Source organism: Providencia sp. PROV202, assembly GCF_028479565.1.
Taxonomy (GTDB): Bacteria; Pseudomonadota; Gammaproteobacteria; order Enterobacterales; family Enterobacteriaceae; genus Providencia; species Providencia zhijiangensis.
Genome location: NZ_JAMPNV010000021.1, coordinates 31,516 through 57,715, shown reverse-complemented (window position 1 = coordinate 57,715; position 26,200 = coordinate 31,516). Strand labels below are relative to the sequence as shown.

Here is a 26,200-nt window from a genome sequence, read left to right as displayed (position 1 = left end):
AGATGTTCATGGCGACCGCTCAAGAAAAAGCAGCAGCAAAGAAACGATTAAATATGCGTAATCCGTGGCACCTTCTCGCGACGGGTTTCGGAAGTGGTTTATCGCCAATTGTTCCCGGCACAATGGGCTCATTAGCCGCCATTCCATTTTGGTTGATAATGGATAAACTCCCTGTTTGGAGCCTCTGGGTTATTATCGTCGTTGGATTCTGGTTTGGGTGTTGGATATGCCAACGAACGTCCGATGATATGAGGATCCATGACCATGGCAGTATTGTTTGGGATGAGTTTATTGGCATGTGGATTACATTAATGGCCATCCCTGTGGTGAGTATCCAGTGGGTTCTCACTGGCTTTTTGATCTTCCGTGTCTATGACATGTGGAAACCTTGGCCAATCCGTATTTTTGATCGCAAAGTCAGTGGTGGGTTTGGCATTATGATTGATGACATCATTGCTGCGATATTTGCCTATGTGACAATTTGGTTATTGGTCCATTATCAAGTTATGCCTTTCTAATTTTTCAATTAGCCTGTTACGATATTAAGGCGTTACTTTTTAGGTAACGCCTTAATTTTTTATAAGTTACTTATTCAGGTAAGCATTGATAGCGTTAACGATCCCTGTGGCATCTAAGCCCAGATCAGCCAATAACTCATCTTGTGTCCCTTGAGGAATAAAGAAATCCGGTAAACCTAAATTCAGTACAGGGAGAACGTTCTTCTCTTTCATTAAGAATTCATTCACACCGCTTCCTGCGCCGCCCATAATCGCATTTTCTTCCAGCGTCACAAGCATGTCATGGCTCTTCGCCATTTCAAGGATTAAGGCTTCATCTAAAGGTTTCACAAAACGCATATCAACAACCGTTGCATTGATTTGTTCTGCGGCTTCTAGTGCATTGCTGAGCAGTGTACCAAAACTGAGGATCGCCACTTTTTCGCCTTGGCGACGGACAATTCCTTTACCAATTTCAAGCGGTGCTAAAGGCATTAACTCTGCACCCGTACCAGCACCTCGCGGATAGCGTACAGCGGTTGGACCTTCTTGATAATGATACCCAGTATGTAGCATTTGGCGACATTCGTTTTCATCACTTGGTGTCATGATCACCATGGTTGGGATGCAGCGTAAGAATGAAATATCGAATGATCCTTGGTGAGTTTGACCGTCAGCACCGACAATACCCGCACGGTCAATGGCAAACATCACTGGGAGTTTTTGGATAGCGACATCGTGGATCACTTGGTCGTAACCACGTTGTAAGAAGGTGGAGTAAATTGCCACGATTGGGTTATAACCGCCAATGGCAAGCCCTGCCGCGAATGTAACAGCATGCTGTTCAGCAATCGCCACATCAAAGTATTGCTCTGGGTACTCTTTTGAGAAACGTACCATACCAGAGCCTTCACGCATCGCCGGAGTAACGGCCATCAGTTTATCGTCGCCTTTAGCTTCTTCACACAGCCAATCCCCAAAAATTTTTGAGAATGTCGGTCTGGTGTCTTTGCTTTTTGGTAACGTAAAAGTGGCTGGGTCGAACTTAGGTACGGCGTGCCAGCTAATTGGATCTTTCTCTGCTGGCTCATAGCCACGACCTTTTTTGGTCATAATGTGCAGGAATTGAGGGCCTTTTAACTCGCGCATATTTTTTAACGTTTGGATCAGCGCAATCACATCGTGTCCGTCAACAGGGCCAATGTAGTTAAAGCCTAGCTCTTCAAACATGGTACCAGGCACAACCATGCCTTTGATATGTTCTTCGGTTTTCTTGAGTAACTCTTTGATTGGCGGGATATTCGAGAAAACTTTCTTTCCACCTTCACGCAGTGTGGTATACAGCTTGCCGGAAAGTAAATGGGCTAAATGGTTATTCAGCGCGCCAACGTTTTCAGAGATGGACATTTCATTATCATTGAGGATCACCAGCATATCGGGCGCGGCATCACCGGCATGGTTCATGGCTTCGAATGCCATTCCTGCGGTAATCGCACCATCACCGATGACACAAACGGTTTTGCGATTTTTATCTTCTTTTTCTGCGGCGATAGCCATACCTAAACCGGCACTAATGGAGGTTGAGGAATGACCAACACTAAGAATGTCGTACTCGCTTTCGGCACGCCATGGGAATGGATGTAACCCATTTTTTTGACGAATGGTGTCGATTCTGTCACGGCGCCCAGTCAAAATTTTGTGCGGATATGCTTGGTGACCAACATCCCAAACAAGATTGTCAAATGGAGTTTTATAGACGTAATGCAGAGCAACGGTGAGTTCAATAGCCCCCAGCCCTGATGCAAAGTGACCGCTCGAGCGACTTACACTATTTAGTAAAAATTGTCTCAGTTCATCACAAAGCTTTGGCAAGCTCTCTTTTGGCAAAAGGCGCAGTTCATCAGGCGTCTCTGCCAGTGCCAGCGTTGGATATTTCGCGGTATCTATACTCATTAGGTGCTCACTACTTAAATTAATTAGGGCGATGCCTGTTAACATTGAGCGGCTGGTGACAGTGATTTTTCTTCGTTAAACGTATTTTATAAGTCGTCACAACGGCTCTAAGTTACTCAGGTAATCAATATTATAATTATCGGTCTTATCTATACCAAAAGGCAAAGCATATTGTCAGCTTTTGCGCTCAATGACAAAATTGGCTAAAGCTCTTAACAAATCCGTATTGTAGCCTTGGGATTGCAATGATTCTAAAGCGGTGATCGCATCTTGATAGAGCTCTTTGGCTTTTTCTTGGGCAGCTTCAAGACCTAACAGTGATGGATAAGTACTTTTTTCATGTTGTTCATCAGCACCTTGGCGTTTGCCCGTTACTGCACTATCACCGATGACGTCTAAGATATCGTCTTGAACTTGGAAGGCTAATCCGATGGATTCAGCGTACTTATCTAAGTTAGCTAAGGCTTGATATCCTTTATGCCCCGCGGCGTAGGCGCCAAGACGAATAGCGGCACGGATTAAAGCCCCCGTTTTGTGCTGGTGGATACGCTCAAGAGAAACAAGATCAACGCGTTTACCTTCTGCATCAAGATCTAATGCTTGTCCGCCACACATACCCGCTAAGCCACTGGCATACGCCAGTTCTGCAATCATCGCAATACGGTCTTTATCGGAGACATCGGGCATTGATGCGCTAGACAGTAACTGGAAGGCAAATGTCTGTAAGGCATCGCCAGCAAGTACCGCATTACCTTCACCAAATTTGATGTGGCAAGTGGGTTGCCCACGACGCAAGTCGTCGTCATCCATAGCCGGTAAATCATCATGGATCAGCGAGTAAGCGTGGATGCACTCAACGGCGGCTGCGGGTGCGTCTAAATTATCAAGACTCACGCCCAGCATTTCGCCAACGGCATACGTTAAGAAAGGGCGTAAGCGCTTACCACCTAATAACGTGCCGTATTTCATGGCTTGTGCTAAGGGGAGATCAGCAAAAGGCAGTGAATCTAATGAGGTTAATAGATACTGATTAACGCGATCATGAGCTTGGCGTTGTTGACGCGCAAAGGTGTCTGGGTGTTGTTCGGACATAATTTATTCTGTATCAGGTGAAAAATCGTCGAGGGCTTTATTTTCGTCATCGCTCAGCAAAATTTGCACACGCTGTTCTGCTTGCTGGAGGACTTTTTGACCTTGCTTGGCAATTTGGACGCCACGCTCAAATTCGTTTAACGCGTCTTCCAAAGGTAGCTCTCCGGATTCTAGGCGAGCGACAATTTGCTCCAGCTCTTGAAGGGAGTTTTCAAAACTAACGGTAGGAACTTGCTGAGATTTTTCTTTAGCCATAATCGTTAATCACTAATGTTAAATCACTTAAAAGTGGGGAAACTTTAATTATTGTGCAGACTAACTTAGTCTCGCAATGGTTACAATTTATTATTGGTGTTTTTAGATTCAGTACGCAAGATAGTGCTATAATACGCCTCTTTATTGACAACTGGTAAAGTGTACAACAGTCACTTTTTCGCAACGTCCGTTTGCCCCACTAACCAAGAACATGCCACGACTATGAAGTTTATTATTAAGTTATTCCCAGAAATCACTATCAAAAGCCAAACGGTTAGACTCCGTTTTATTAAAATTCTAACCAGTAATATCCGCAATGTATTGAAGAGTCTTGGCGAAGAGATCTCGGTTGTCCGTAATTGGGATAACATTGAAGTGCGTGTTAAAGGGGAATCAAAGCACGACGAAATTTGTGACATGCTGAGCCGTATTCCCGGCATCCACCACATCTTAGAAGTGGAAGAGAAGCCTTTCACCAGTTTACACCATATTTTTGAAATGACACTGGAAGCCTACGGGGCATCTGTGGAGAATAAAACGTTCTGTGTGCGTGTGAAGCGCCGTGGTAAACACGAGTTTTCATCCATTGATGCAGAGCGTTATATCGGCGGCGGCTTGAATCAGCATATCGCCTCCGCGAAAGTGAAACTGAAAGACCCAGATACCACCGTACATCTGGAAATTGAAGATGACAATTTGATCCTCGTGAAAGCGCGTATCGAAGGGATTGGCGGCTTCCCAATTGGTACACAAGAAGATGTACTGTCACTCATTTCGGGTGGTTTTGACTCTGGGGTTTCCAGCTATATGTTAATGCGCCGTGGTTGCCGAGTGCATTACTGCTTCTTTAATCTCGGCGGAGCTGCCCATGAAATTGGTGTGAAGCAAATTGCTCACTATTTATGGAACCGTTTTGGCAGCTCCCATAAAGTGCGTTTTATTGCGGTTAACTTCGAACCTGTTGTGGCTGAGATTCTAGAGAAAGTCGATGACGGTCAAATGGGCGTCGTATTAAAACGTATGATGGTACGTGCGGCTTCTAAAGTGGCAGAGCGTTATGGTGTCCAAGCTATCGTCACCGGTGAAGCGCTCGGTCAGGTTTCTAGCCAAACATTGACGAACTTGCGTTTAATCGACAATGCTTCCGACACGTTAGTTTTACGTCCGCTGATCTCTCATGATAAAGAGCACATTATCAAGTTAGCTCGTCAAATTGGTACGGAAGATTTCGCGAAGACCATGCCGGAATATTGCGGTGTGATTTCGAAAAGCCCAACTGTGAAAGCGGTGAAAGCTCGTATTGAAGCGGAAGAAGAGAATTTCGATTTTGGTATTTTAGAGTCTGTTGTTGAGCAGGCGCAAAATATTGATATTCGCCAGATTGCACAAGAAAGTCTTGAGAAAGTACCTGAAGTTGAGATGGTTAGCCAACTCTCGGCAGATAATGAAGTTATCTTAGATATTCGCTCAATTGATGAGTTTGAAGACAAGCCATTGAAGGTTGAAGGAATTGAAATTAAACATATTCCATTCTACAAACTGAGCACGCAATTTGGTGATTTACCAAAAGAGAAAACGTACCTGCTGTATTGCGACCGTGGCGTAATGAGCCGTCTGCAAGCGTTGTACTTGAAAGAGCAAGGCTTTGAGAATATTAAGGTTTATCGCCCGTAAGTTGTCAGATGATGTTGAATGAAAAAGCGAGCTGATTAGCTCGCTTTTTTGTTTCTAGTCTTCCAGATAATCATTAATACCCGGTGGTAAAACGAGCTGTGAGGCGACATTGGCAGCGGTTTTTCGTCCTTGCAATAATTCAATCAATTTCAGTGCAAAGTCAAAGGCTGTCGCAGGGCCTTGGCTAGTCAGTAAATTCACGCGCTCATCAAAATAGACGCGCTTATCGACCCATTTATGAGCTGGGATTTTATCTTGCATGCTTGTTTTGTTCTGAATATCGGGAAAGCCAGTCATGTTTCCGAGAGGAAATAGCTGGTGGTATTCCAAAACAAGTGCCGGAGCGGCACAAATGGCTGCCACAATTTTTCCATCTAAATGCATACGCCTGACTTTCTCAACCACCAGTGGGCTATCACGGAAAGCTTCGGCACCTGCCAGACCGCCGGGTAACACGATTGCGTCAAAAGGTTCGTCTGCAACGCGGATGATGGGAAGGTCGGCAACGAGTTTAATACCTCGAGATGCGGTTATCTCTAACGCTCCGTCTTCCGCCACACTGGCTAATGTCACCTGTATTCCGGCACGAACCAGTAAATCAGCGGTCGTGACGGTTTCAATTTCTTCACTACCATTGGCGATGCATATCAGCACGGAGGTTGTCATAACTTTGTTCTCTATTTTTAATTAAGTGGTACAAACGGTCATTCTCAGGGGTGGCTAAGCCATGAGCTCGAGCTTTTTTGATTAAGAAGCCAGTGATGTAATCAATTTCAGTTCTGCGATGATGGCGAACATCTTGCAGCATGGATGAATGGTTTTCCGATGTTTGATGAATAATGTCATAGACGCGTTCGGTCATCTCTTCTTTATCAGTATGCAACCCCTCGGCAACCATTACTTGGCAGCATTCATCTATGACCCGTGAAATTTGTTCAGGATAGTGAATGATTTGCCCATTGGTACAATTGTGTTCCGTGGAAAGCGGATTTATCACGCAATTAACGACCAGTTTTCGCCAAATGGTATTGAGGACCTGATTATGCCATGCCACATCCGGTAGAGCTTCATGCAGGATGTTGGCGATAGGGTAATAAGCTTCTGCTTGAGAGTTGACGGCACCGATGTGAGTGATGCCGCTAGCAGTATGAAAAACTTGGTTGTTATCTTGCCACGCCGCATGAGTTGTAACTCCGCTCAAAAATGGATGGCGCAATGTGCCTAATTCTTCCAAGGTGCCTAATCCGTTATGCAGCAAGAGAATAGGACTAGTTTCAGGAATGATGGGCAGCAGGGGCAATAAGGCATCTGAAACTTGCCATGCTTTCAAACAGACAATTACTAATTCGCTTGTGTGTAGGTGCTGATGATTATTGCAAGGAATTAATTCGCGGAAAATTTTATCGTCAGGTCCGTTAACATCAACAAATAAATCGGATTGAGCAACGCGTAGCCATCCTTGAACATCGTGTCCTTGTGAGGTGAGGGCAGCTAACCAAAGTTTACCAATAGCACCACAGCCAATCAGGGTTATTTTCATCGATTTTCCCTACTATCTGAGAGCGGTTGATTTGGATTAATAACCGCCATCATAGCGATTTTAATATGATATCCAAATAATTAGTTATGTTATGCAAGTGAGCCAATCTGACAACATGGAGTGTCATGGGCAAATAAGCTATTATAAGCCAATTGATTATAGGAGAGCGTTAAAATGCCATCATTTGATATTGTATCTGAAGTTGAAATGAGTGAAGTCCGCAATGCGGTAGAAAATGCTCAGCGTGAACTTACTAGCCGCTGGGATTTTAAAAACATCACTGCAAGCTTTGAACTGAACGATAAGAATGAGTCTATCAAAGTGACCAGTGAATCTGATTTCCAAGTTTTACAACTGCTTGATATTTTAAGAGAGAAAATGGCAAAACGGGGAATTGATGGCGCAGTGCTGAATGTCCCTGAAGATATTGTACATAGTGGTAAAACTTACAGCGTGGAAGTGACTTTAAAACAAGGCATTGAAGCGAGTATGGCGAAGAAAGTTGTTAAGCTGATTAAAGACAGCAAGTTGAAAGTGCAGGCGCAAATTCAAGGTGAACAAGTTCGTGTAACAGGTAAAGCACGAGATGATTTACAAGCTGTTATGGCGTTAGTCCGTGGCGGTAACTTAGGTCAACCATTCCAGTTTAATAACTTCCGCGACTAATTGATAAGCGTGTTTTAGTTATTGAAAATAGCCCGCAATATTGCGGGCTATTTGTTAATGATAAGATTACATATGATTAAGCGTGAATAATGGCTTCAAGCTCTGCTCGGTTAACCACTTTCTTATCAATCTTGATATAAATACTCATCTCTTCAGCAATCACAACCACATCAAGCACACCGTTCATGGCTTTTAACTGTTCCTGAAGTTTGTTGATATTTTTAAAACGATGTGGAAGAACCATGCGAATACTGCTGACGTAAGGCGGTTGTTTCATGGTTAAGCTGATAGCAAACCAGATAATACAAAGCAGTAGTCCGCCAATAAATACGGTACTGGCTCCTTCAAATTTATACAACCAGCCTCCCAGAATTCCGCCTAAGGCTACCCCTAGAAATTGGCTGGTGGAGTAGACACCCATGGCCGTTCCTTTGTATCCGGCTGGAGCTTCTTTACTGATCAGGGACGGCAAAATGGCTTCCATCACGTTAAATGCAATAAAGAACAGTTGGATCCCTAAGAAGATAATCCAAAGCTGGTGACCTGATTGCCATAAAACAATTTCCGCGGCCGCTAAGAGCAAAATGCAGAACAGGAAAACCTGCTTCATTTTGCGCTGTTTTTCCGCGTAAATAATAAAAGGAAGTACGCAAACAAAGGCGACTAACATGGTGACTAAATACGCTTTCCAGTGATCTTGTGCCAAGTAACCGGCATTGGTCATGATCAAGGGTAGGGCGACAAAGCTGGACATTAGCAGAGTATGCAGACTTAAAATTCCGACATTCAGCTTGAGAAGTTGGGGATTAAGTAAAACCGCTGTTAAATTGCTTTTAACAAAAGCAGATTCACGGTTTACAACATGGTGAGTATTATTAGGTACCACAAAGAGAGTGATGAAAATAGCGCCAACGGCTAATAAGGTGATCCCCCAAAATAAGCCGCTTAGACCAATAGCATGGGTCACAATAGGCCCTAAAACTAAGGCGATAGCAAACGTTACACCAAAGCTAATACCTAAAAATGCCATTGCTTTTGTACGATTTTGTTCGCGGGTCAAATCCGATAACAAAGCCATAACGGCAGCAGAGATAGCACCTGCGCCCTGTAAAGCTCGACCAATAATAATGCCCCAAATAGAATCGCTTAGTGCGGCAATAACACTACCTGCAATAAAAATGAGTAGACCAAAAACAATGAGAGGTTTACGACCAATACGGTCAGACATCAAACCAAAAGGAATTTGAAAAATAGCTTGGCTAAGCCCATAAATACCAATCGCCAACCCAATCAAAAACTCGTTAGCACCCTGTAAGTGCATCCCATAACTGGTGAGGATCGGGAGCACCATAAACATGCCGAGCATGCGAAGGGAGAATACGGATCCTAGTCCCCAAGTGGCTCGGAGTTCTAAAGCTGTCATTTTATTATCGTTCATAAATACTCGTCATATTTCGGGTTGTAGCTGTGTTGGCAGCGCTCACTAACTCAGGTCACATACTGGTGTATGCTCCCTGAGATTAGTTTCACTTGCCGCCTTGCTACAACACGAACTATTTTGAGTATTCAATTTCTATTCTTTTTATTTCGGGCTGTAGCGGTGCTGGTGTTAATTTAATTTTAAATCAATGAGTTAAGTTAGTTTGCTATATGACAATATTGGTTTATTAATAGCAGGCGGCTATTTAACCATAAAAATCATCACAAAAATATTCGCAGACAAAGAAAAACGGCGGGAAGTTTGCACTTCCCGCCGTTTGAACACATTTATTGTCAATGATGCAATAAATTATCGGACTAACGCTATAACAGTATCGCTTGTAACGGTTGGGTCAACTGACATCATCACACTTAACGAGGTAATCGCTACGATAGAGAAGATGAACAGCTTACGCGCCCAAACTCGGTCGTCATTTTCGGTTTTGAAACCAGAAATTGCCATACCAAGCCACCATAAGCTAACCGCAGCGCCGACAACCAGATATTTATAGCCTGCGTATCCGCTAATCGCTAACATTAATGTTGCGACCATAAACGCAAGGATATACAAGAAGATATGAGTCTTAGCGACAGATATACCCTTGATCACCGGTAACACGGGAATGTTTGCGGCTTTGTAATCCTTAAAGCGGAAAATTGCGATGGCATATGAGTGAGGCATCTGCCACAAGCTGAAGATTAACAGCAGGATTAAGGCTCCAGCGTCAAATTCATTTGTGACAGCGCAGTAGCCGATAACCGGTGGTGCTGCGCCAGATAGGCTGCCAATCAACGTGCCATAAACAGACTTACGCTTCATGTACAGGCTATACACGCCCACGTACACAATGAAACCAATGAGTGCAAGGAGCATTGCCAGAGCATTGGCTGCTACGAGTAGCAGCACCATGCCAGCAATACCTAATGCAGCAGCGTAAATCAGGCTAACTTTCGGGTCAATCAGCCCTTTAACTAAAGGGCGATTCTTAGTTCTTTCCATGATACGGTCAATATCACGGTCGATGTAGTTGTTAAATACACAACCAGAAGCCACGACCAATGATACACCCAGCAAAGTCGCAATAAACAGCGGGTAGTCAATTGACCCTTTAGAGGCCAGCAGAAAGCCGCCGATCACAGAAATCAGATTTCCGAATATAATTCCTGGTTTGGTCACTTGCAGGTATTGCTTAAACATATCGGCAACTCTTTAGTCGAGCATCATATTGATGTTCAGGTTGTACATAATCCACAGAGAGCCAATAACAACGATACCGATGATTAGCATAGTGAACAGGAATGCAATCAGGTTCCAGCGCTCATCTGATGATGTATTCATGTGTAAGAAACAAACAAGGTGTACAAGGATTTGCACAACAGCCATTCCAACAACAGTTGCTAGAATAACGCCTTGTGAAGCTGTTCCATTCATCACCATCCAGAAAGGAATTACAGTCAGGATAACTGACAGAATAAAGCCAATCAGGTATGTCTTAACGCTACCGTGGCTTGCTCCAGTATGAGCATCTTTTGCATGACTCATTTAAATAGCCCCCAGAAGATAAACAACGGTAAATACACAGATCCAAACAACATCTAAGAAGTGCCAGAACAGGCTCAGGCAGTTCAGACGGGTTTTGTTAACCGCGGTCAGACCACGACGACAGTTTTGGATAATCATCAGAATGATCCAAACCAGACCACAAGTTACGTGGATACCGTGAGTCGCAACTAATGCGAAGAAAGCAGATAAGAAACCACTGCGATCTGGGCCGTAGCCTTCAGCGATCAGCTCGTGGAACTCATAAACTTCCATAACAACGAAGCCAAGACCAAATAAGAAAGTAATGAACAGCCATAAGTTAACGGCAGCGACTTTCTCTTTGTGCATTGCAATCATTGCAAAACCGTAGGTGATACTACTGAATAACAGTAAGAATGTTTCACCTAATACGAACTGCAAACTAAAGATGTCTTTACCAGCAGGACCGCCAGCAGTGCCATCAGATAAAACCACGTAAGTTGCAAACAAGCTAGCAAACAGGATCAGGTCACTCATTAAGTAGATCCAGAATCCGAATACTTTGGTTGCACCCGCATCGTGGTGCCCATGCTCTGCATGGGCTACATTATGATTAGTCATTGTATTAGTTGACATCGTTCACACCTGCCTTACGTAATTCTTCAAAGTGCTTATTCTCGATTTGTTCGATTTCAGCCACAGGTACGTAGTAATCAACATCTTCGTCGAAGCTTTTTGCAATCCAAGTAACAATCATGCCACCGAAACCAACGATTGCCAGCCACCAGATGTGCCAGATCATTGCGAAACCAAAAATCAAGCTAAATGCAGCGATGATTACGCCAGCGCCTGTATTTTTCGGCATATGAATTTCTTCATATGAAGTAGGTTTCTTATGAGCGATACCTTTCTCTTTCATATCCCACCAAGCATCGCGAGTTTGAATCTGTGGTTCAACAGCGAAGTTGTAGAATGGTGCCGGAGAAGAAGTTGCCCACTCCAGAGTACGTCCACCCCATGGGTCACCGGTTAAATCACGGTTTTCATGGCGGTCACGGATACTCACGATAATTTGGATAACTTGGCAAGCAATACCCAGAGCAATCAGACCAGCACCACACGCAGCTGCAACCAGCATACCGTGATAGGTTGGATCAATATTTTGGCTCAGACGACGGGTCATACCCATAAAGCCAAGGATATATAACGGCATGAATGCTAAGAAGAAACCAGTGATCCAGAACCAGAAGGCACGAACACCCCATTTTTCATTCAGCGTGAAGCCGTAAGCTTTCGGGAACCAGTAAGTCATACCAGCGAAGCATCCGAATACCACACCACCGATAATAACGTTATGGAAGTGAGCAATCAGGAATAGGCTGTTGTGCAGAACGAAGTTTGCGCCTGGAACCGCTAACAGAACACCAGTCATACCACCCACAGAGAAGGTGATGATAAAACCGATAGTCCATAACATTGGTGATTTGAACTCGATACGACCTTGGTACATGGTGAACAGCCAGTTGAAAATCTTAACCCCTGTAGGGATTGCGATAATCATCGTAGCGATACCAAAGAAGGCGTTAACGTTCGCACCTGAACCCATCGTAAAGAAGTGGTGTAACCAAACGATGAAGGACATAACGGTGATAACGATGGTTGCCCACACTAGTGAGGTATAACCAAACAGACGCTTTTTCGAGAAGGTTGCTGCAATTTCTGAGAACACACCGAACACTGGCAGAACAAGGATATACACCTCAGGGTGACCCCATGCCCAAATCAGGTTGATGTACATCATCATGTTGCCGCCCATATCGTTAGTGAAGAAATGGGTGCCCAGATAACGGTCTAATGTCAGTAACGTGATGGTCACTGTCAGAATTGGGAATGCTGCAATAATCAGGATGTTGGTACAGAATGCTGCCCAGCTAAATACTGGCATTTTCATCATCGACATACCCGGTGCACGCATACGGATAATGGTCGCGAAGAAGTTAACACCTGTTAATAGCGTACCGATACCGGATATCTGGAGACTCCATATCCAATAATCGACCCCGACCCCCGGGTTGTACTCCAAGCCGGACAGAGGAGGGTATGCTAACCAACCAGTTTGTGCGAATTCACCTACCCCTAATGAGATGTTGATTAACACAACACCCACTACGAAGAACCAGAAGCTCAGGGAGTTAAGGAATGGGAATGCAACGTCACGGGCACCAATTTGCAGAGGAACAACTAAGTTCATCAAACCAACAACAAATGGAGTTGCCATGAAGAAAATCATGATAACGCCGTGCGCTGTAAAGATTTGATCATAGTGGTGAGGGTTTAAGAAACCTTCTTGACCCGCTGAAGCCAGCACTTGCTGACCACGCATCATGATAGCATCCGCGAATCCACGGAATAACATCACCATCGCAACGATGATGTACATAATACCAATTTTTTTATGGTCAACAGACGTTAACCACTCTTTCCACAGCCATTTCCATTTTCCGAAATAGGTTAGCGCACCGACTAAGCCAAGCCCGCCGAGGACAATGGCAATCAGTGTAACAACGATAATCGGTTCATGAAGTGGAACTGCGTCCAGTGTTAATTTTCCAAACATGCCCTTATTCCTCAGCGCCTGCATGAGCGTTATGGCTCATATGCATTGAATGACCTGTAGATTCTTGCGCTTGAGCAGTGTTGCCCATGTGCATAGAATGATTTGCTTCATTATTAGTATCTACAGGAGCGTGACCTTTATGGTGCTCATGACCAAACTTCATAATGATGTCTTCATAAAGTTTAGGTTTCACGCTAGAGAAGTAGGTAACAGGAACGTTCATGCTAGGTTTAGCAACTTCGTCGAATGCCTGCATCGTATCCATAGTTTTTGGTGATGCTTTTACTTTCTGTACCCACTCATCGAAGCCTTGGCGATCTGCTGTTGCAATAGCATTAAACTTCATATCTGAGAATCCGTGACCGCTATAGCTTGCTGAGAAGCCTTTATAGGTACCTGGTTCGTTAGCGATTAAGTGAAGTTTTGTCTGCATACCCGCCATCGCGTAGATCTGTCCACCTAAAGATGGGATGAAGAATGAGTTCATCACAGAATCAGACGTGATTTTGAAGTTTACAGGAACACCAGTAGGGAATGCGATTTCATTGACTGTAGCAATACCTTGATCTGGATAGATAAAAATCCATTTCCAGTCAGCTGAAATAACTTGAATGGTGACAGGTTCCTGATCACTAACTAATGGCTGATACGGGTCCAGCTCATGAGTCGTTTTCCAAGTGATAGCACCTAGAATAATGATAATAATGATAGGAACTGTCCAGCAGACTAACTCAATTTTGTTAGAGTGAGCCCAGTTAGGACGGTAGGTAGCTGACTTATTGGACTCACGATATTTTACAGCGAAGATAATCGCCATGAAAATAACAGGAATCACAACAAGGAGCATCAAACCAATTGCAATAAGAATCAGTTCTTTTTGTTTTACGCCAACGGCGCCTTTCGGATCCATCAACACCATATCACAACCGCCTAATAATAAGGCTGCTGCAACAAGTGAGATTGCTCCAATGCTTTTTTTGTAGTTCATAAGTCTCATCCACGACCCCAAATGACAAGAATCTAATTGTCGTTTCATCAGTGCGGGCATTTTACGGTAAGGTTGTGCGAGTGTAAATGATTGTAAGGTAAAGAAACGGAAATGTTAGCTCTTTATGTTAATATGATCACATGTAAAGCTTTTGCTTCTAAAAAGTTAAAATTGCTGCTAATTATAGGTATGTTTTGATAAAACAGTATGAATACTAAATTATCTTGGTAATTTTTCAAAGAAAAATATATACAAAATTGACAAAAAAATGTGGAAACTGCTTGGATTGTTAAGAGTTTGAGTAAGGGAAATTACTGATTATATTGCCGATAAAGTGAAATTGGCTACTTTACCGGCAAAATAATAAAGAAAAATTGTTACATTTTTGAAACTAAAGGAAATATGTTAAAAAAATAAACAATATTTCCTTAGTCACTAGAAGTTATACTTTAATGTATAAATGATTGCATCTTGGTAGAAATCATCACCTAACTTATTGTCAGCATAACGATATTGAACACCCGCAGCTAAATTCGGCGTGGCGTTCCACCAGAAAGCTAATGCGCCGTTCACGCCATCACGCCCACCGTTGCCATAACGCTCATGACGTGCAAATTCCATTTCATGCCAGTTAGTGATCATGAAATCTTCTTGGAACATTTTGAAGTTATAACCAGCAACCCAACCAACTACATAGCCGTTATTACCGGAATAATAGGTTTGGTCAACATAGTGCAAAGCCACGAAAGGTTTGAACCACAGATCACCAATCGAGGTGTTATAACCAATACCATACAGTGTGTTGACTTCGTGGAAGTTGCCGCCGTGTTTGTCACCCGGTAAAGACCAAGTGCCATAAACGTGGCCGTATAAGTTGAATCCAGTATCTGCGATATAGACTCGAGCTGTTGTTTTCAGCGTATAACGCTGGTTTTTGCCTGGATCTTCATGCTGTTTATTTAATGGATTTTCAACATCAAAGAAGCCATATAATTCACCCCAATTGAAATTAGCGCCGCCTTCTAATTCGAAGTAAGCGAAATCTTCCTTATGGGTTGTATTTTTAGATTTATTTTCTGTATGACGGGACCAGTCGAGATAGTTCACGTTGATATCTGCGAAACCATTCTGATACCCAAGAAAATTTTCAGCATTCGCGGTTCCTGCCAATGATGCTAGAGCAGCAGCACAGAGTAGTGTTTTTTTCATAAGACATTATTTTCGTTTATGTATTAATAAAAATTAGTTGTTACGCAAATTTTTAGCTTGTCAACTAACCATCCTCAAACATGTGAGATATTATGCTTTCAGTTTGTAATTAAAAAATCCATTTCATAGAATGGGTGATCAATATCACATTTTCATCAATCTTTAAGCGATATTTGCAAGATAGATCTAATTTGCGAAAAAAGGAGAGATTCCCCAAATTAATTAGTTTAACTTGGGGATGCTGTGAACTAAATGGAATGAAAATTAATCAAAAATATCAGAATGACTTATGTTTTATGGCTTTGCGGACAGCGAGGAAGTCAAGGGTTCCACCTACAATAAGGCTGATAGCGCCAATGGCTATACCTATGTTAAATATGAGATTCTGATAAGTCGGCAGCGCTAACCACAGGGATATATGGGAAGTAAACAAGTAAACTTTCACTCCTGCAAATGATGTGATTAGTAAACTAATCAACCAAACTGCCAGGATAGATGCTGCTGCCATTAGCGCATAAACCGCGATTTTATATTCTCGAGGAAAAAATTCTCTGCGCTGAAACTCTCCTGTATCTTGGGTGTATAACAACGACGTTCGGCAAGCGAGTAGTAATAAAACTCCCGGTACTGCAACACCGATGGAAATTAAGTAGAACATTGGCCAGCCATAGGTACTGACAAAAATACTTGCGACGGGACCGATATAGACACGGCCTACAGCGGATAATGCTGAAAGCAAGGCAAATTGGGTGGCCGATAAAGACTTATTACATAAGGTCATTAACAAGGCGACAAATGCCGCAGTTCCCATTCCTGAAAAGATATTTTCGAGGAATATAATGGATCCCATGCTGATAATATTTGGCGGTGTTACTGCAAGGAACCAGTAGCCAATATTTGAACCACCTTGGAGAACACCGAAGACGAATAATGCTTTAAATAGGCTCATATTTTTCATCAGATACCCCCCAAATAGGGCTCCGATGATTGTCGCCGCCATACCAACGGTTTTATTTACTGTACCCACCTCGCTTAAACTAAAGCCAAGAGCATTGAGTAAAAAGTTAGTATTTAGCGCCATAACGAAAGCATCACCCATCTTATAAAAGATGAGAAGCAACAAAATCAGCCATGCGTTATTTCGGCTAAAAAACTCGGCAAGTGGCTCATAAATAGCATCTTTTAACGAAGTTGGTGGGGCGGTATTTTCTTGAGGCTCTTTCGCGAAAAGTGTTGCGAATATCCCAATAAACATCAGAGCAGCCATGACTAAGTAAAGCTGTTGCCACGTTAAGAATTTATCAGCAAGCCAAAGAGCTAATCCCCCAGAAACCAGCATACTGATGCGATAGCCCATGACAGATGTTGCTGCACCAATACCTCGCTCTTCTGCGCTTAATAAATCTGTTTTATAGGCATCAAAGACAATATCTTGGGATGCGGAACAGAAGGCTACAGTGACTGCTAGCGCTGCTAACCACCAAAGATGTTCCGACGGGTTCATAAAACTCATGCCTGCAATGCTAATAACAAGCAAAATTTGCGTTGTTAACAACCACCCTCTGCGACGCCCTAAAAATGGAGGCGTATAGCGATCCATCATGGGGGACCATAGAAATTTTAAAACGTAGGCCTGACCGACGAGAGAAAAGAAACCGATGGTTTTAATGTCAATTTTTTCAACGGTTAACCAAGCTTGTAATGTTCCAGCGGTTAATGCCAAGGGCAACCCTGAGACGAATCCCAGTAAAATTAAGGTAACATTATTGGGCAGTGTAAATCTGGGCAGTGTAAAACGTGGCATTATTCCCTCATCGCCTGATGCTGGTGTATTACGTTGCGCGAAGAATGGCGCAGTAGAAAGATAGAACAACCCAAGCTATTAGTATTAAAAAATAACTTGGGTTAGTAGGAGAAAGCAGACCGTTTTTTGCTAACCTCCGATGAACCAGAATGATACTAGTATGAAATCATTCTTAATGCGCGATTAATATCGTGAATTTTGTCTGATAAAATCGGCTAGTTCTTGGTCTTTCGCCATATCTGAAATTAAATCACTTAAAGCAAGGTTAATCGCTGCAGCAATTTTTTCATTGGTTGCGCCTAATGCTCCTTGGGTATTGTAATTACGGCTATAAGTCCGGCTTTTTGTTGAGCCATTTGGCGCGGTAGCATTAACGACAACGCTGGAATTAACCGTAATATTATGGCGTAAACTTCCTTCGCTCACTTGTGTGCTCAATTTGTTTAATTGAACCACTAAGTTGATATTGGCAGGAGAAGTCACCATGAAACCACGAGCAGCCATCTGCTTTTCTACGGCTTCTTGCATTAGGTAACGCGGATCGCGAGAGGGATTAAGCACCTCTAAAGTACCGTTTCGATTAATTTCAGCCAATGAGCGATTTGTACGGTTATCAACGCTACTCACGCTAATTGAAGTCGCATTGAGTGTCGGGTTCTTGGCTGGTAATGCAATCTTAGGTTCGAGGGATAGCGTATTAGACGGTGCAGTACAGCCCGCTAATAGAAATAACGCAAAAAGTGGAAAACACAGTTTTCTTAACATAATTCTTCCCAGTTCATCTTTCCTAATTGAAAATGTTCCGTTATGGTTCGGGGTGCAACAACTCACACTATTAGACAACAGTTTGAGAAAAAATTCGCATAAATGTGCAGTCGATGAACATTTTGTATTCCCAGACCATAGTTTCAACAATGTAGATGCTATTATCCGCTATTTCTATAATAAGAAGATAGTTGCCAGCAGCGTGATTGGGTGATTTTTTTTCAAATGAGCTTTAGCATTCTTTAATTAATTTAGGAGTCTCGATGGACGCCAATATGCCACAAACTATGCAGTCTCGCGTGAGTGAAAAGCTACAGTCTGCCTTTGAACCTGAACACATGGAGGTGATTAATGAAAGTCACCAACATAATGTGTTACCTGGTTCAGAGAGCCATTTTAAAGTGGTTTTAGTCAGTGATAAATTTGAAAACAAACGTATGATTGGTCGTCACCGTGAAATTTATGCTATTTTGGCTGACGAGCTTGCAGGTGGGATCCATGCTTTAGCCTTACACACTTATACTCCGAAAGAGTGGGATGAATTAGCGAGTACAGCGCTAAAATCACCCGCTTGTCGTGGTGTTGGTGGTGTGAATCGCTAATCAAACGTCTTGATGGCACATGAATACCAATAGTGTGTTTATTGAGTGGCTGTAAGTGAGTGTTTTTTCCTCAATTCGAGAGAGAAAAATGAATTTTTAGTCAGAAAAGTCACAAATAAAGAGGAATGATCGCTTCTTTTATCGGCTTTTCTCGACTCAGGGCGCATGCATCGGTATAATGCTGCGTCTAATTTTCAGTAAGGTTTCGGGACGCTTCTGATATCAGGGATGACCGTTATGAAAGTAACGCCCCCGGTTCTGGAAGGGAGATTGCCATTATGATTTAATGGCATAACTCTGGAGTAGACCGATCACTAAGATTTATTTTGAGGTAAGAAGATGCAAGTTTCTGTTGAAACGACTCAAGGCCTTGGGCGTCGTGTAACAATCACCGTTCCTGCCACTGATATTGAAAAAGCGCTGAATAGCGAGCTGGTTAACGTTGCTAAAAAAGTCCGTGTTGATGGCTTCCGTAAAGGGAAAGTACCAATGCATATCGTTAAACAACGTTACGGTGCGTCTGTAATGCAAGACGTTCTGGGCGATGTTATGCAACGTAACTTTATCAATGCAATCATTGAACAAAAAATCAACCCAGCTGGTGCGCCAAGCTACAAGCCAGAAATGTTCGAAGACGGTAAAGACTTCGTTTACGCGGTTGAGTTCGAAGTGTACCCAGAAATCGAATTAAAAGGTTTTGAAACTATCGAAGTTGAAAAACCAGCAGTAACCGTGAAAGACGAAGACCTCAACGACATGCTGGAAACTCTGCGCAAGCAACAAGCACAGTGGAAAGAAGTTGAAGATGCAGCGGCTGCTGATTCACGTATCACTATTAACTTCACAGGTTCTATCGACGGTGAAGAGTTTGAAGGTGGTAAAGCTGAAGACTTCGCACTGGTTATGGGCGAAGGTCGTATGATCCCAGGCTTCGAAGAAGGCGTTGTTGGTCATAAAGCTGGTGAAGAATTCGATATCGAAGTTAACTTCCCAGAAGATTACCATGCAGAAAACCTGAAAGGTAAAGCGGCTAAGTTTGCTATCGTTCTGAAGAAAGTTGAACAACGTGAACTGCCAGAATTTACTGAAGAATTCGTTAAGCGTTTCGGTATCGCTGACGGTTCAGTAGACGGTCTGCGTGCAGAAGTTCGTAAAAACATGGAACGTGAGCTGAAAAATGCAGTTCGTAACCGTGTTAAAGCGCAAGTTCTGGAAGGTCTGGTTAACGCTAACGAAATCGAAGTCCCAGCAGCAGTTGTTGATGGTGAAATCGATGTTCTGCGTCGTCAAGCTGCACAGCGTTTTGGTGGCAACGAAAAACAAGCGATGGAATTACCACGTGAATTGTTCGAAGAACAAGCTAAACGTCGCGTAATTGTTGGCCTGCTGATAGGCGAAGTTATCCGCACTAACGAGCTGAAAGCTGACGAAGATCGTGTTAAAGCACTGATCGAAGACATGGCTTCTGCTTACGAAGATCCATCAGAAGTTATCGAATACTACAGCAAAAATGAAGAGCTGATGAACAGTGTTCGTAACTTAGCGTTAGAAGAGCAAGCGGTAGAAACTATTCTGGCAGCGGCTAAAGTAACTGAAAAAGAAACTAATTTCACTGAGCTGATGAACCAAGTTCAAGCTGGTTAATTTTTCTTTTTAGCAGTACTCTTCTTTTTAGAAGTACAAAGCAAAACCCGTGGTGTTTCACTGCGGGTTTTTTGTCAATTAGCGTCGTAATATTTAGACTTTGTGCAAATCATCTTGAAAATTACATTTAAATCCTAATTATAATAAGAGTCATCAAGATATCGTTCGCTAGATGATGTTGGGATTTTAGTGTGGAACACATTTTTCGACAGTATAAAACCGTGTAACTAGATAGACTTGTGTTAAACTCTTTAACAGAGCGTCTTGCCTACCGCAGTGTTTTCAACTGTATTCTGGCTTAATTCTTTAGCTACTTTTTAACCAAGATTTAAAAAAGTAACTAAAATAATGAAGTAAGCGAAGAGCGTAAGCAGGCAGACACAACTAACTTCGAAAGAGTGTTTTTTTAGAAATATTGTTTTTTAGAAATATTGTTTTTTAGAAATATTGTTTGTAGCACGAGCCCTGCCCAAAATGGCGGACAGACAGCAAATTAGGCGCAAGCACCAGAAAGTTTTTAATAGGAGATTTCGATGTCACATTTTGGCGGTCAGGAGCAGTTAGCATCCCAAATGGCACTTGTGCCAATGGTTATCGAGCAAACCTCTCGAGGTGAGCGCTCATATGATATTTATTCACGTCTCTTAAAAGAACGTATTATCTTCTTAACCGGTCAGGTAGAAGATCATATGGCGAACTTAATTGTCGCTCAAATGCTATTTCTTGAAGCAGAAAACCCAGAAAAAGATATCCAACTTTATATCAACTCACCGGGCGGCGTGATCACTGCAGGGATGTCAATCTACGACACTATGCAGTTTATTAAACCTGATGTGAGCACTATCTGTATGGGACAAGCGTGCTCAATGGGTGCGTTTTTATTAACCGCAGGTACAAAAGGTAAACGTTTCTGCTTACCAAACTCTCGCGTCATGATCCACCAACCATTAGGTGGCTATCAAGGACAAGCGACAGACATTGAAATTCACGCTCAAGAAATCTTGAAAGTGAAATCGCGCATGAATGAATTGATGGCCCAACATACTGGGAAATCCATCGAAGAAATTAGTCGCGACACAGAGCGTGACCGTTTCTTATCAGCAAATGAAGCTAAAGAATATGGTCTGGTTGATCATATTTATACCAGCCGTTAATTTGCGAATATTTTGATATAATTAGTTTATATCCTAAGGTTTTTGAAAATTTGTTGCCTTGTTTTACTACGAAAGTTAGATAAAACAAGGCATTATAAATATAAGTGAGGTCTACTGATGACAGATAAACGCAAAGAGGGAGCAGGTAAATTACTGTACTGTTCTTTCTGCGGAAAAAGTCAGCATGAAGTGCGTAAGCTGATTGCCGGTCCGTCAGTCTATATTTGTGATGAATGCGTGGATTTATGCCTCGACATCATCCGTGAAGAGATCAAAGAACTGGCTCCGCATCGCGAGCGTAGTGAATTGCCAACTCCCCACGAAATCAGACAGCATCTTGACGACTACGTTATTGGTCAAGAAAAAGCGAAAAAAGTGTTAGCGGTTGCTGTTTATAACCACTACAAACGTCTACGTAATGGCGATAAAACCAGCGATGGTGTTGAATTAGGTAAAAGTAACATTCTGCTCATTGGCCCGACGGGTAGTGGTAAAACGTTACTAGCAGAAACGTTAGCTCGCTATTTAGATGTGCCATTCACTATGGCGGATGCGACTACATTAACTGAAGCAGGTTACGTGGGTGAAGATGTTGAAAATATCATCCAGAAGCTGCTACAAAAATGCGACTATGATGTTGAGAAAGCTCAACGTGGTATCGTCTATATCGATGAAATTGATAAAATTTCTCGTAAATCCGATAACCCATCCATCACGCGTGACGTATCAGGTGAAGGGGTGCAGCAAGCATTACTGAAACTGATTGAAGGCACCGTAGCTGCGGTTCCGCCACAAGGCGGTCGTAAGCATCCACAACAAGAATTTTTACAGGTTGATACCTCGAAAATTCTGTTTATCTGTGGTGGTGCATTTGCAGGGTTGGATAAAGTTATTGGCCAGCGTCTAAATACTCGTTCAGGTATTGGCTTTGCGGCGCAAGTTAAAGGTGAATCTGAGAAGGCAACAGAAGGTGAGTTACTCACTCAAGCGGAGCCTGAAGATCTCATTAAATTTGGTTTGATCCCTGAATTTATCGGTCGTCTGCCAGTTGTTGCCACATTGACTGAACTGAGTGAAGAAGCACTGATTCAGATCTTAAAAGAGCCGAAAAACGCATTGACTAAACAGTATCAAGCGCTGTTTAACCTTGAAGGCACTGAATTAGAGTTTCGTGAAGAAGCATTAACGGCGATAGCGAAAAAAGCAATGGCGCGTAAAACCGGTGCTCGTGGCTTACGTTCGATCGTCGAAGCTGCTCTACTTAATACCATGTACGATCTACCTTCAATGAGTGATGTTGAAAAAGTGGTTGTAGATGAAAATGTGATTAATGAACAGTCAGAACCGCTGTTAATCTACAGCAAACCAGATGCTCAAGCCTCTGGCGATAATTAATTTCTTGTCTGTGTTCAAGAAGTAATCAAATAAAATGAGGGGTAACCCTCATTTTGTTTTTTATGCTTAACTAACCATTGAATGCTAAAATCTTGTCCCCATATAGTTTATATTCTTAGTTGTGGTTTCCTTATTTTGAAAGAACGCTGTTTATATCGCAGTGTTTTACAAGAATTTTTTCTGTTATAAGCAGAAACCCTTAACTGGCGTGTGCTAAACGAAGAGAGAGCTTTATGAATCCAGAGCGTTCCGAACGCATTGAAATACCAGTATTGCCTCTGCGTGATGTAGTGGTGTACCCACATATGGTGATCCCACTGTTTGTTGGACGTGAAAAATCCATTCACAGTCTGGAAGCAGCAATGGATCATGATAAGCAAGTGATGCTGGTTGCGCAAAAAGAAGCCTCAACCGATGAACCTGGGGTGAATGATCTATTTACTGTTGGGACAATTGCATCTGTGATCCAGATGCTGAAACTACCTGACGGTACCGTTAAAGTGCTAGTTGAAGGATTACGTCGTGCTCGTATTACTAGCCTGACTGATAACGGCGAGTATTTCTTAGCACAAGCTGAATACCTAGCGAATGATGGTGCGAAAGCGGCTATCTACGATGACGCATCAAAAGTGCCTAGTACTGCGGAATTGGTTGACGAAAAAGAGCAAGAAGTATTATATCGCACGATTGTTAGCCAGTTCGAAAGCTACATCAAACTGAACAAAAAAATTCCACCTGAAGTTCTGACTTCACTGCATGCAATTGAGCAAGACCAGCTAGATAAACTGGCTGATACGATTGCTTCACATATGCCGTTAAAACTGGCAGACAAACAGCGCGTTTTAGAAATGGCAAACATTGCTGAGCGTGTAGAGTTCCTGATGGCAATGATGGAATCAGAAACTGAGTTACTGCAAGTTGAAAAACGCATTCGTAACCGCGTGAAAAAACAGATGGAAAAAAGCCAGCGCGAGTACTATTTGAATGAGCAAATGAAAGCGATTCAAAAAGAACTTGGCGAAATGGATGATGCTCCAGATGAAAACGAATCGCTGAAACGTAAAATCGAAGAAGCGAAAATGCCAAAAGAGGCACAAGAAAAAGCCGAAGCTGAATTGCAGAAGCTGAAAATGATGTCTCCAATGTCAGCTGAAGCGACTGTGGTTCGTAGCTACATTGACTGGATGGTTCAGGTTCCGTGGCATAAGCGCAGCAAAGTCAAAAAAGATTTAGTGAAAGCGCAAGAAGTGCTCGACACAGACCACTATGGCTTAGAGCGCGTTAAAGACCGTATCCTTGAATACCTCGCAGTTCAAAGCCGTGTTAGTAAAATCAAAGGGCCAATCTTATGCTTAGTTGGGCCTCCAGGGGTTGGTAAAACGTCTCTGGGACAATCTATCGCGAAAGCGACAGGGCGTGAATATACCCGTATGGCTCTGGGTGGGGTTCGTGACGAAGCAGAAATCCGTGGTCACCGCCGCACTTATATTGGTTCAATGCCGGGTAAACTTATCCAGAAAATGGCGAAAGTTGGGGTTAAAAACCCACTGTTTTTACTGGATGAAATCGACAAAATGTCTTCAGACATGCGTGGGGATCCTGCATCAGCACTGTTAGAAGTGTTAGATCCAGAGCAAAACGTTGCATTCAACGACCATTATCTGGAAGTTGATTATGACTTGTCTGACGTGATGTTTGTGGCAACATCGAACTCGATGAATATCCCGGCACCATTATTAGACCGTATGGAAGTGATCCGTCTGTCTGGTTATACCGAAGACGAAAAATTGAATATTGCTAAGAGACATTTATTATCTAAGCAAATCGAGCGTAATGCCTTGAAAAAAGGTGAATTATCTATCGATGATGGCGCAATTATGAGCATCATTCGTTACTACACTCGTGAAGCTGGCGTGCGTGGATTAGAACGTGAAATTTCTAAACTGTGCCGTAAAGCAGTGAAAGCGCTGCTGATGGATAAAAAACTGAAGCATATTGAGATCACTGCGGATAATCTGAAAGATTACTTGGGTGTTCGTCGCTTTGACTACGGTCATGCTGATACCGAAAACCGTGTAGGGCAAGTGACTGGCTTAGCATGGACAGAAGTGGGCGGTGATTTACTGACCATCGAAACTGCCTGTGTACCGGGTAAAGGTAAGTTAACTTACACCGGTTCTCTGGGTGAAGTGATGCAAGAGTCAATTCAAACAGCATTGACTGTGGTACGCGCTCGTGCAGAAAAACTGGGTATCAACGGCGATTTCTATGAAAAACGTGATATTCACGTTCACGTACCAGAAGGCGCAACACCGAAAGATGGTCCAAGTGCGGGTATCGCAATGTCAACGGCACTGGTTTCTTGCTTAACAGGTAACCCTGTAAAAGCGGATGTGGCGATGACTGGTGAAATTACGTTACGCGGCTTAGTATTACCAATTGGCGGGCTGAAAGAAAAATTACTGGCAGCTCATCGTGGTGGTATTAAAACGGTTCTTATCCCTGATGATAACAAACGTGATTTAGAAGAAATCCCTCAGAATGTGATTGCCGATTTGCAAATCCATCCTGTTAAGACAATTGAAGAAGTCCTCTCACTAGCATTAGTCAATCCTCCTTTTGGGGCTGAAGTGGTCCAAAAGAAAGCTAAAAGAGTGAGCTGAATCAAGAAGTTTGTATAAAATTAAGGCTGACAGCTAATTTAGGGCTTGTCAGCCTTTTTTTTCGTCGTTACTTTAGCGAAGATTCTGATAATGGTTAGCGTGCTATCTGTTTTCTTGCCATTAATATTCAGGATTGATATAACGGCTGCATCATTAATTAACTATACTTAGTAATGTTAACTATACTGTAGTTGGTTAATTAACCGATAAAGTCAAAACTAATATGGGGATGATAATAGTGAATAAGTCTCAACTGATTGAAAAAATCGCTGCAGAAGCGAATATTTCTAAAGCCGCAGCAGGTCGCGTAGTCGACGCTTTCGTTGCTTCTGTAACGAAGTCTCTGAGCAAAGGTGATGATGTTACTTTAGTTGGTTTTGGTACTTTTAATGTACGTCAACGCGCAGCACGTACAGGTCGTAACCCGCAGACAGGTAAAGAAATTAAAATCGCTGCGGCAAAAGTTCCTGCATTCCGTGCAGGCAAAGGTCTTAAAGACGCTGTTAACGGTTAATTGAGTTTAGTTTCGTCTTTCACGCATTTTTGCGAAAACTCAAACTGACGTAATGTCTTTAATCAGCTAATATATAAGCGCGCCATGGAAATGGTGCGCTTTTTTTTCTATCTGAGTTAAAATTAGCGTAATATTAAGAAATTCAACAAAGCAAAGCGGAGTTAAGC

General features: G+C 42.7%; 23 protein-coding genes. 9 read left to right on the top strand and 14 right to left on the bottom strand.

From position 1 onward, the window contains the following. Positions 1–8 precede the first annotated feature (8 nt). Positions 9–518 (top strand): phosphatidylglycerophosphatase A, encoded by a 510-nt coding sequence (pgpA, locus tag PR799_RS15895; RefSeq protein WP_272522726.1) that lies wholly within the window; start codon positions 9–11, stop codon positions 516–518. Between the two features lie 66 nt (positions 519–584). Here pgpA and dxs read toward each other — a convergent pair whose 3' ends face one another. From dxs to xseB, 3 genes are all read right to left on the bottom strand, one after another. Then, positions 585–2,450, bottom strand: coding sequence for a 1-deoxy-D-xylulose-5-phosphate synthase (gene dxs, locus PR799_RS15890; RefSeq protein WP_272522724.1), 1,866 nt, complete (start codon positions 2,448–2,450; stop codon positions 585–587). Positions 2,451–2,624: 174 nt separating this feature from the next. Beyond that, positions 2,625–3,542 (bottom strand): (2E,6E)-farnesyl diphosphate synthase, encoded by a 918-nt coding sequence (gene ispA, locus PR799_RS15885; RefSeq protein WP_154628305.1) that lies wholly within the window; start codon positions 3,540–3,542, stop codon positions 2,625–2,627. Between the two features lie 3 nt (positions 3,543–3,545). Next, on the bottom strand, positions 3,546–3,797 hold the full coding sequence (gene xseB / locus PR799_RS15880; RefSeq protein ID WP_036953869.1) for an exodeoxyribonuclease VII small subunit: 252 nt from the start codon (positions 3,795–3,797) through the stop codon (positions 3,546–3,548). A 222-nt stretch (positions 3,798–4,019) separates the two neighbouring features. Between xseB and thiI the strand changes: the two genes are divergently transcribed. Beyond that, a complete protein-coding gene (thiI, locus tag PR799_RS15875) occupies positions 4,020–5,471 on the top strand; it encodes a tRNA uracil 4-sulfurtransferase ThiI (RefSeq protein WP_154628304.1) in 1,452 nt (483 codons plus the stop codon). 54 nt (positions 5,472–5,525) lie between these two features. On the opposite strand, the gene yajL is transcribed toward thiI, so the two are convergent. Together yajL and panE are read right to left on the bottom strand one after the other, a co-directional pair. Further along, positions 5,526–6,137 carry a protein deglycase YajL gene (gene yajL, locus PR799_RS15870; protein ID WP_154628303.1) on the bottom strand — a complete coding sequence of 204 codons (612 nt, stop codon included), beginning with the start codon at positions 6,135–6,137 and terminating at the stop codon, positions 5,526–5,528. After that, complete coding sequence (panE, locus tag PR799_RS15865; protein WP_154628302.1) at positions 6,100–7,011, bottom strand: 2-dehydropantoate 2-reductase; 912 nt, start codon at positions 7,009–7,011, stop codon at positions 6,100–6,102. The genes yajL and panE overlap by 38 nt, the downstream gene beginning before the upstream one ends. Positions 7,012–7,185: 174 nt before the next feature. On the opposite strand from panE, the gene PR799_RS15860 reads away from it, so the two are divergent. Beyond that, positions 7,186–7,677, top strand: a complete 492-nt coding sequence (locus tag PR799_RS15860) for a YajQ family cyclic di-GMP-binding protein (protein ID WP_036953882.1) — start codon at positions 7,186–7,188, stop codon at positions 7,675–7,677. A 76-nt stretch (positions 7,678–7,753) separates the two neighbouring features. On the opposite strand, the gene PR799_RS15855 is transcribed toward PR799_RS15860, so the two are convergent. The 9 genes from PR799_RS15855 to PR799_RS15815 all read right to left on the bottom strand — a co-directional run bounded on the left by PR799_RS15855 (position 7,754) and on the right by PR799_RS15815 (position 18,061). Continuing rightward, positions 7,754–9,115, bottom strand: coding sequence for an MFS transporter (locus PR799_RS15855; protein WP_154628301.1), 1,362 nt, complete (start codon positions 9,113–9,115; stop codon positions 7,754–7,756). Between the two features lie 351 nt (positions 9,116–9,466). Further along, positions 9,467–10,354 (bottom strand): heme o synthase, encoded by an 888-nt coding sequence (gene cyoE, locus PR799_RS15850; RefSeq protein ID WP_036953887.1) that lies wholly within the window; start codon positions 10,352–10,354, stop codon positions 9,467–9,469. 12 nt (positions 10,355–10,366) lie between these two features. Then, entirely contained in the window at positions 10,367–10,699 is a 333-nt protein-coding gene (locus tag PR799_RS15845) for a cytochrome o ubiquinol oxidase subunit IV (RefSeq protein WP_006657209.1), read from the bottom strand. After that, complete coding sequence (locus PR799_RS15840; RefSeq protein ID WP_036953890.1) at positions 10,700–11,314, bottom strand: cytochrome o ubiquinol oxidase subunit III; 615 nt, start codon at positions 11,312–11,314, stop codon at positions 10,700–10,702. Then, positions 11,304–13,295 carry a cytochrome o ubiquinol oxidase subunit I gene (gene cyoB / locus PR799_RS15835; protein ID WP_272522720.1) on the bottom strand — a complete coding sequence of 664 codons (1,992 nt, stop codon included), beginning with the start codon at positions 13,293–13,295 and terminating at the stop codon, positions 11,304–11,306. The genes PR799_RS15840 and cyoB overlap by 11 nt, the downstream gene beginning before the upstream one ends. Before the next feature lie 4 nt (positions 13,296–13,299). Beyond that, on the bottom strand, positions 13,300–14,292 hold the full coding sequence (gene cyoA / locus PR799_RS15830) for a cytochrome o ubiquinol oxidase subunit II (RefSeq protein ID WP_154628299.1): 993 nt from the start codon (positions 14,290–14,292) through the stop codon (positions 13,300–13,302). Between the two features lie 426 nt (positions 14,293–14,718). After that, positions 14,719–15,492 carry a nucleoside-specific channel-forming Tsx family protein gene (locus tag PR799_RS15825; RefSeq protein WP_154628298.1) on the bottom strand — a complete coding sequence of 258 codons (774 nt, stop codon included), beginning with the start codon at positions 15,490–15,492 and terminating at the stop codon, positions 14,719–14,721. 277 nt (positions 15,493–15,769) lie between these two features. Beyond that, positions 15,770–17,296, bottom strand: a complete 1,527-nt coding sequence (gene ampG / locus PR799_RS15820) for a muropeptide MFS transporter AmpG (RefSeq protein ID WP_272522717.1) — start codon at positions 17,294–17,296, stop codon at positions 15,770–15,772. A 183-nt stretch (positions 17,297–17,479) separates the two neighbouring features. Next, positions 17,480–18,061, bottom strand: coding sequence for a YajG family lipoprotein (locus PR799_RS15815; protein WP_154628296.1), 582 nt, complete (start codon positions 18,059–18,061; stop codon positions 17,480–17,482). A gap of 263 nt (positions 18,062–18,324) precedes the next feature. Between PR799_RS15815 and bolA the strand changes: the two genes are divergently transcribed. From bolA to hupB, 6 genes are all read left to right on the top strand, one after another. Further along, positions 18,325–18,663, top strand: a complete 339-nt coding sequence (bolA, locus tag PR799_RS15810; RefSeq protein ID WP_154628295.1) for a transcriptional regulator BolA — start codon at positions 18,325–18,327, stop codon at positions 18,661–18,663. Between the two features lie 339 nt (positions 18,664–19,002). Continuing rightward, positions 19,003–20,307: a trigger factor gene (tig, locus tag PR799_RS15805; protein ID WP_272522715.1), complete on the top strand. Its 1,305-nt coding sequence runs from the start codon at positions 19,003–19,005 to the stop codon at positions 20,305–20,307. A gap of 533 nt (positions 20,308–20,840) precedes the next feature. Further along, positions 20,841–21,461, top strand: a complete 621-nt coding sequence (clpP, locus tag PR799_RS15800; RefSeq protein WP_006657219.1) for an ATP-dependent Clp endopeptidase proteolytic subunit ClpP — start codon at positions 20,841–20,843, stop codon at positions 21,459–21,461. A 117-nt stretch (positions 21,462–21,578) separates the two neighbouring features. Continuing rightward, positions 21,579–22,856: an ATP-dependent protease ATP-binding subunit ClpX gene (gene clpX, locus PR799_RS15795; protein WP_006657220.1), complete on the top strand. Its 1,278-nt coding sequence runs from the start codon at positions 21,579–21,581 to the stop codon at positions 22,854–22,856. A gap of 233 nt (positions 22,857–23,089) precedes the next feature. Then, complete coding sequence (gene lon, locus PR799_RS15790; RefSeq protein ID WP_154602730.1) at positions 23,090–25,519, top strand: endopeptidase La; 2,430 nt, start codon at positions 23,090–23,092, stop codon at positions 25,517–25,519. A gap of 238 nt (positions 25,520–25,757) precedes the next feature. Continuing rightward, positions 25,758–26,033, top strand: coding sequence for a nucleoid-associated protein HU-beta (gene hupB / locus PR799_RS15785; protein ID WP_181478026.1), 276 nt, complete (start codon positions 25,758–25,760; stop codon positions 26,031–26,033). Positions 26,034–26,200: the final 167 nt, after the last annotated feature.

Excerpts from the sequence above, each read along its gene's own strand:
- cyoA (WP_154628299.1), bottom strand. The coding sequence starts at position 14,292 with ATGAGACTTATGAACTACAAAAAAAGCATTGGAGCAATCTCACTTGTT.
- pgpA (WP_272522726.1), top strand. The coding sequence starts at position 9 with ATGGCGACCGCTCAAGAAAAAGCAGCAGCAAAGAAACGATTAAATATG.
- cyoE (WP_036953887.1), bottom strand. The coding sequence starts at position 10,354 with ATGTTTAAGCAATACCTGCAAGTGACCAAACCAGGAATTATATTCGGA.
- dxs (WP_272522724.1), bottom strand. The coding sequence starts at position 2,450 with ATGAGTATAGATACCGCGAAATATCCAACGCTGGCACTGGCAGAGACG.
- thiI (WP_154628304.1), top strand. The coding sequence starts at position 4,020 with ATGAAGTTTATTATTAAGTTATTCCCAGAAATCACTATCAAAAGCCAA.
- PR799_RS15815 (WP_154628296.1), bottom strand. The coding sequence starts at position 18,061 with ATGTTAAGAAAACTGTGTTTTCCACTTTTTGCGTTATTTCTATTAGCG.
- PR799_RS15860 (WP_036953882.1), top strand. The coding sequence starts at position 7,186 with ATGCCATCATTTGATATTGTATCTGAAGTTGAAATGAGTGAAGTCCGC.
- clpP (WP_006657219.1), top strand. The coding sequence starts at position 20,841 with ATGTCACATTTTGGCGGTCAGGAGCAGTTAGCATCCCAAATGGCACTT.
- PR799_RS15845 (WP_006657209.1), bottom strand. The coding sequence starts at position 10,699 with ATGAGTCATGCAAAAGATGCTCATACTGGAGCAAGCCACGGTAGCGTT.
- ispA (WP_154628305.1), bottom strand. The coding sequence starts at position 3,542 with ATGTCCGAACAACACCCAGACACCTTTGCGCGTCAACAACGCCAAGCT.
- PR799_RS15825 (WP_154628298.1), bottom strand. The coding sequence starts at position 15,492 with ATGAAAAAAACACTACTCTGTGCTGCTGCTCTAGCATCATTGGCAGGA.
- ampG (WP_272522717.1), bottom strand. The coding sequence starts at position 17,296 with ATGCCACGTTTTACACTGCCCAGATTTACACTGCCCAATAATGTTACC.
- clpX (WP_006657220.1), top strand. The coding sequence starts at position 21,579 with ATGACAGATAAACGCAAAGAGGGAGCAGGTAAATTACTGTACTGTTCT.
- panE (WP_154628302.1), bottom strand. The coding sequence starts at position 7,011 with ATGAAAATAACCCTGATTGGCTGTGGTGCTATTGGTAAACTTTGGTTA.
- PR799_RS15840 (WP_036953890.1), bottom strand. The coding sequence starts at position 11,314 with ATGTCAACTAATACAATGACTAATCATAATGTAGCCCATGCAGAGCAT.
- yajL (WP_154628303.1), bottom strand. The coding sequence starts at position 6,137 with ATGACAACCTCCGTGCTGATATGCATCGCCAATGGTAGTGAAGAAATT.
- tig (WP_272522715.1), top strand. The coding sequence starts at position 19,003 with ATGCAAGTTTCTGTTGAAACGACTCAAGGCCTTGGGCGTCGTGTAACA.
- lon (WP_154602730.1), top strand. The coding sequence starts at position 23,090 with ATGAATCCAGAGCGTTCCGAACGCATTGAAATACCAGTATTGCCTCTG.
- cyoB (WP_272522720.1), bottom strand. The coding sequence starts at position 13,295 with ATGTTTGGAAAATTAACACTGGACGCAGTTCCACTTCATGAACCGATT.
- bolA (WP_154628295.1), top strand. The coding sequence starts at position 18,325 with ATGGACGCCAATATGCCACAAACTATGCAGTCTCGCGTGAGTGAAAAG.
- PR799_RS15855 (WP_154628301.1), bottom strand. The coding sequence starts at position 9,115 with ATGAACGATAATAAAATGACAGCTTTAGAACTCCGAGCCACTTGGGGA.
- xseB (WP_036953869.1), bottom strand. The coding sequence starts at position 3,797 with ATGGCTAAAGAAAAATCTCAGCAAGTTCCTACCGTTAGTTTTGAAAAC.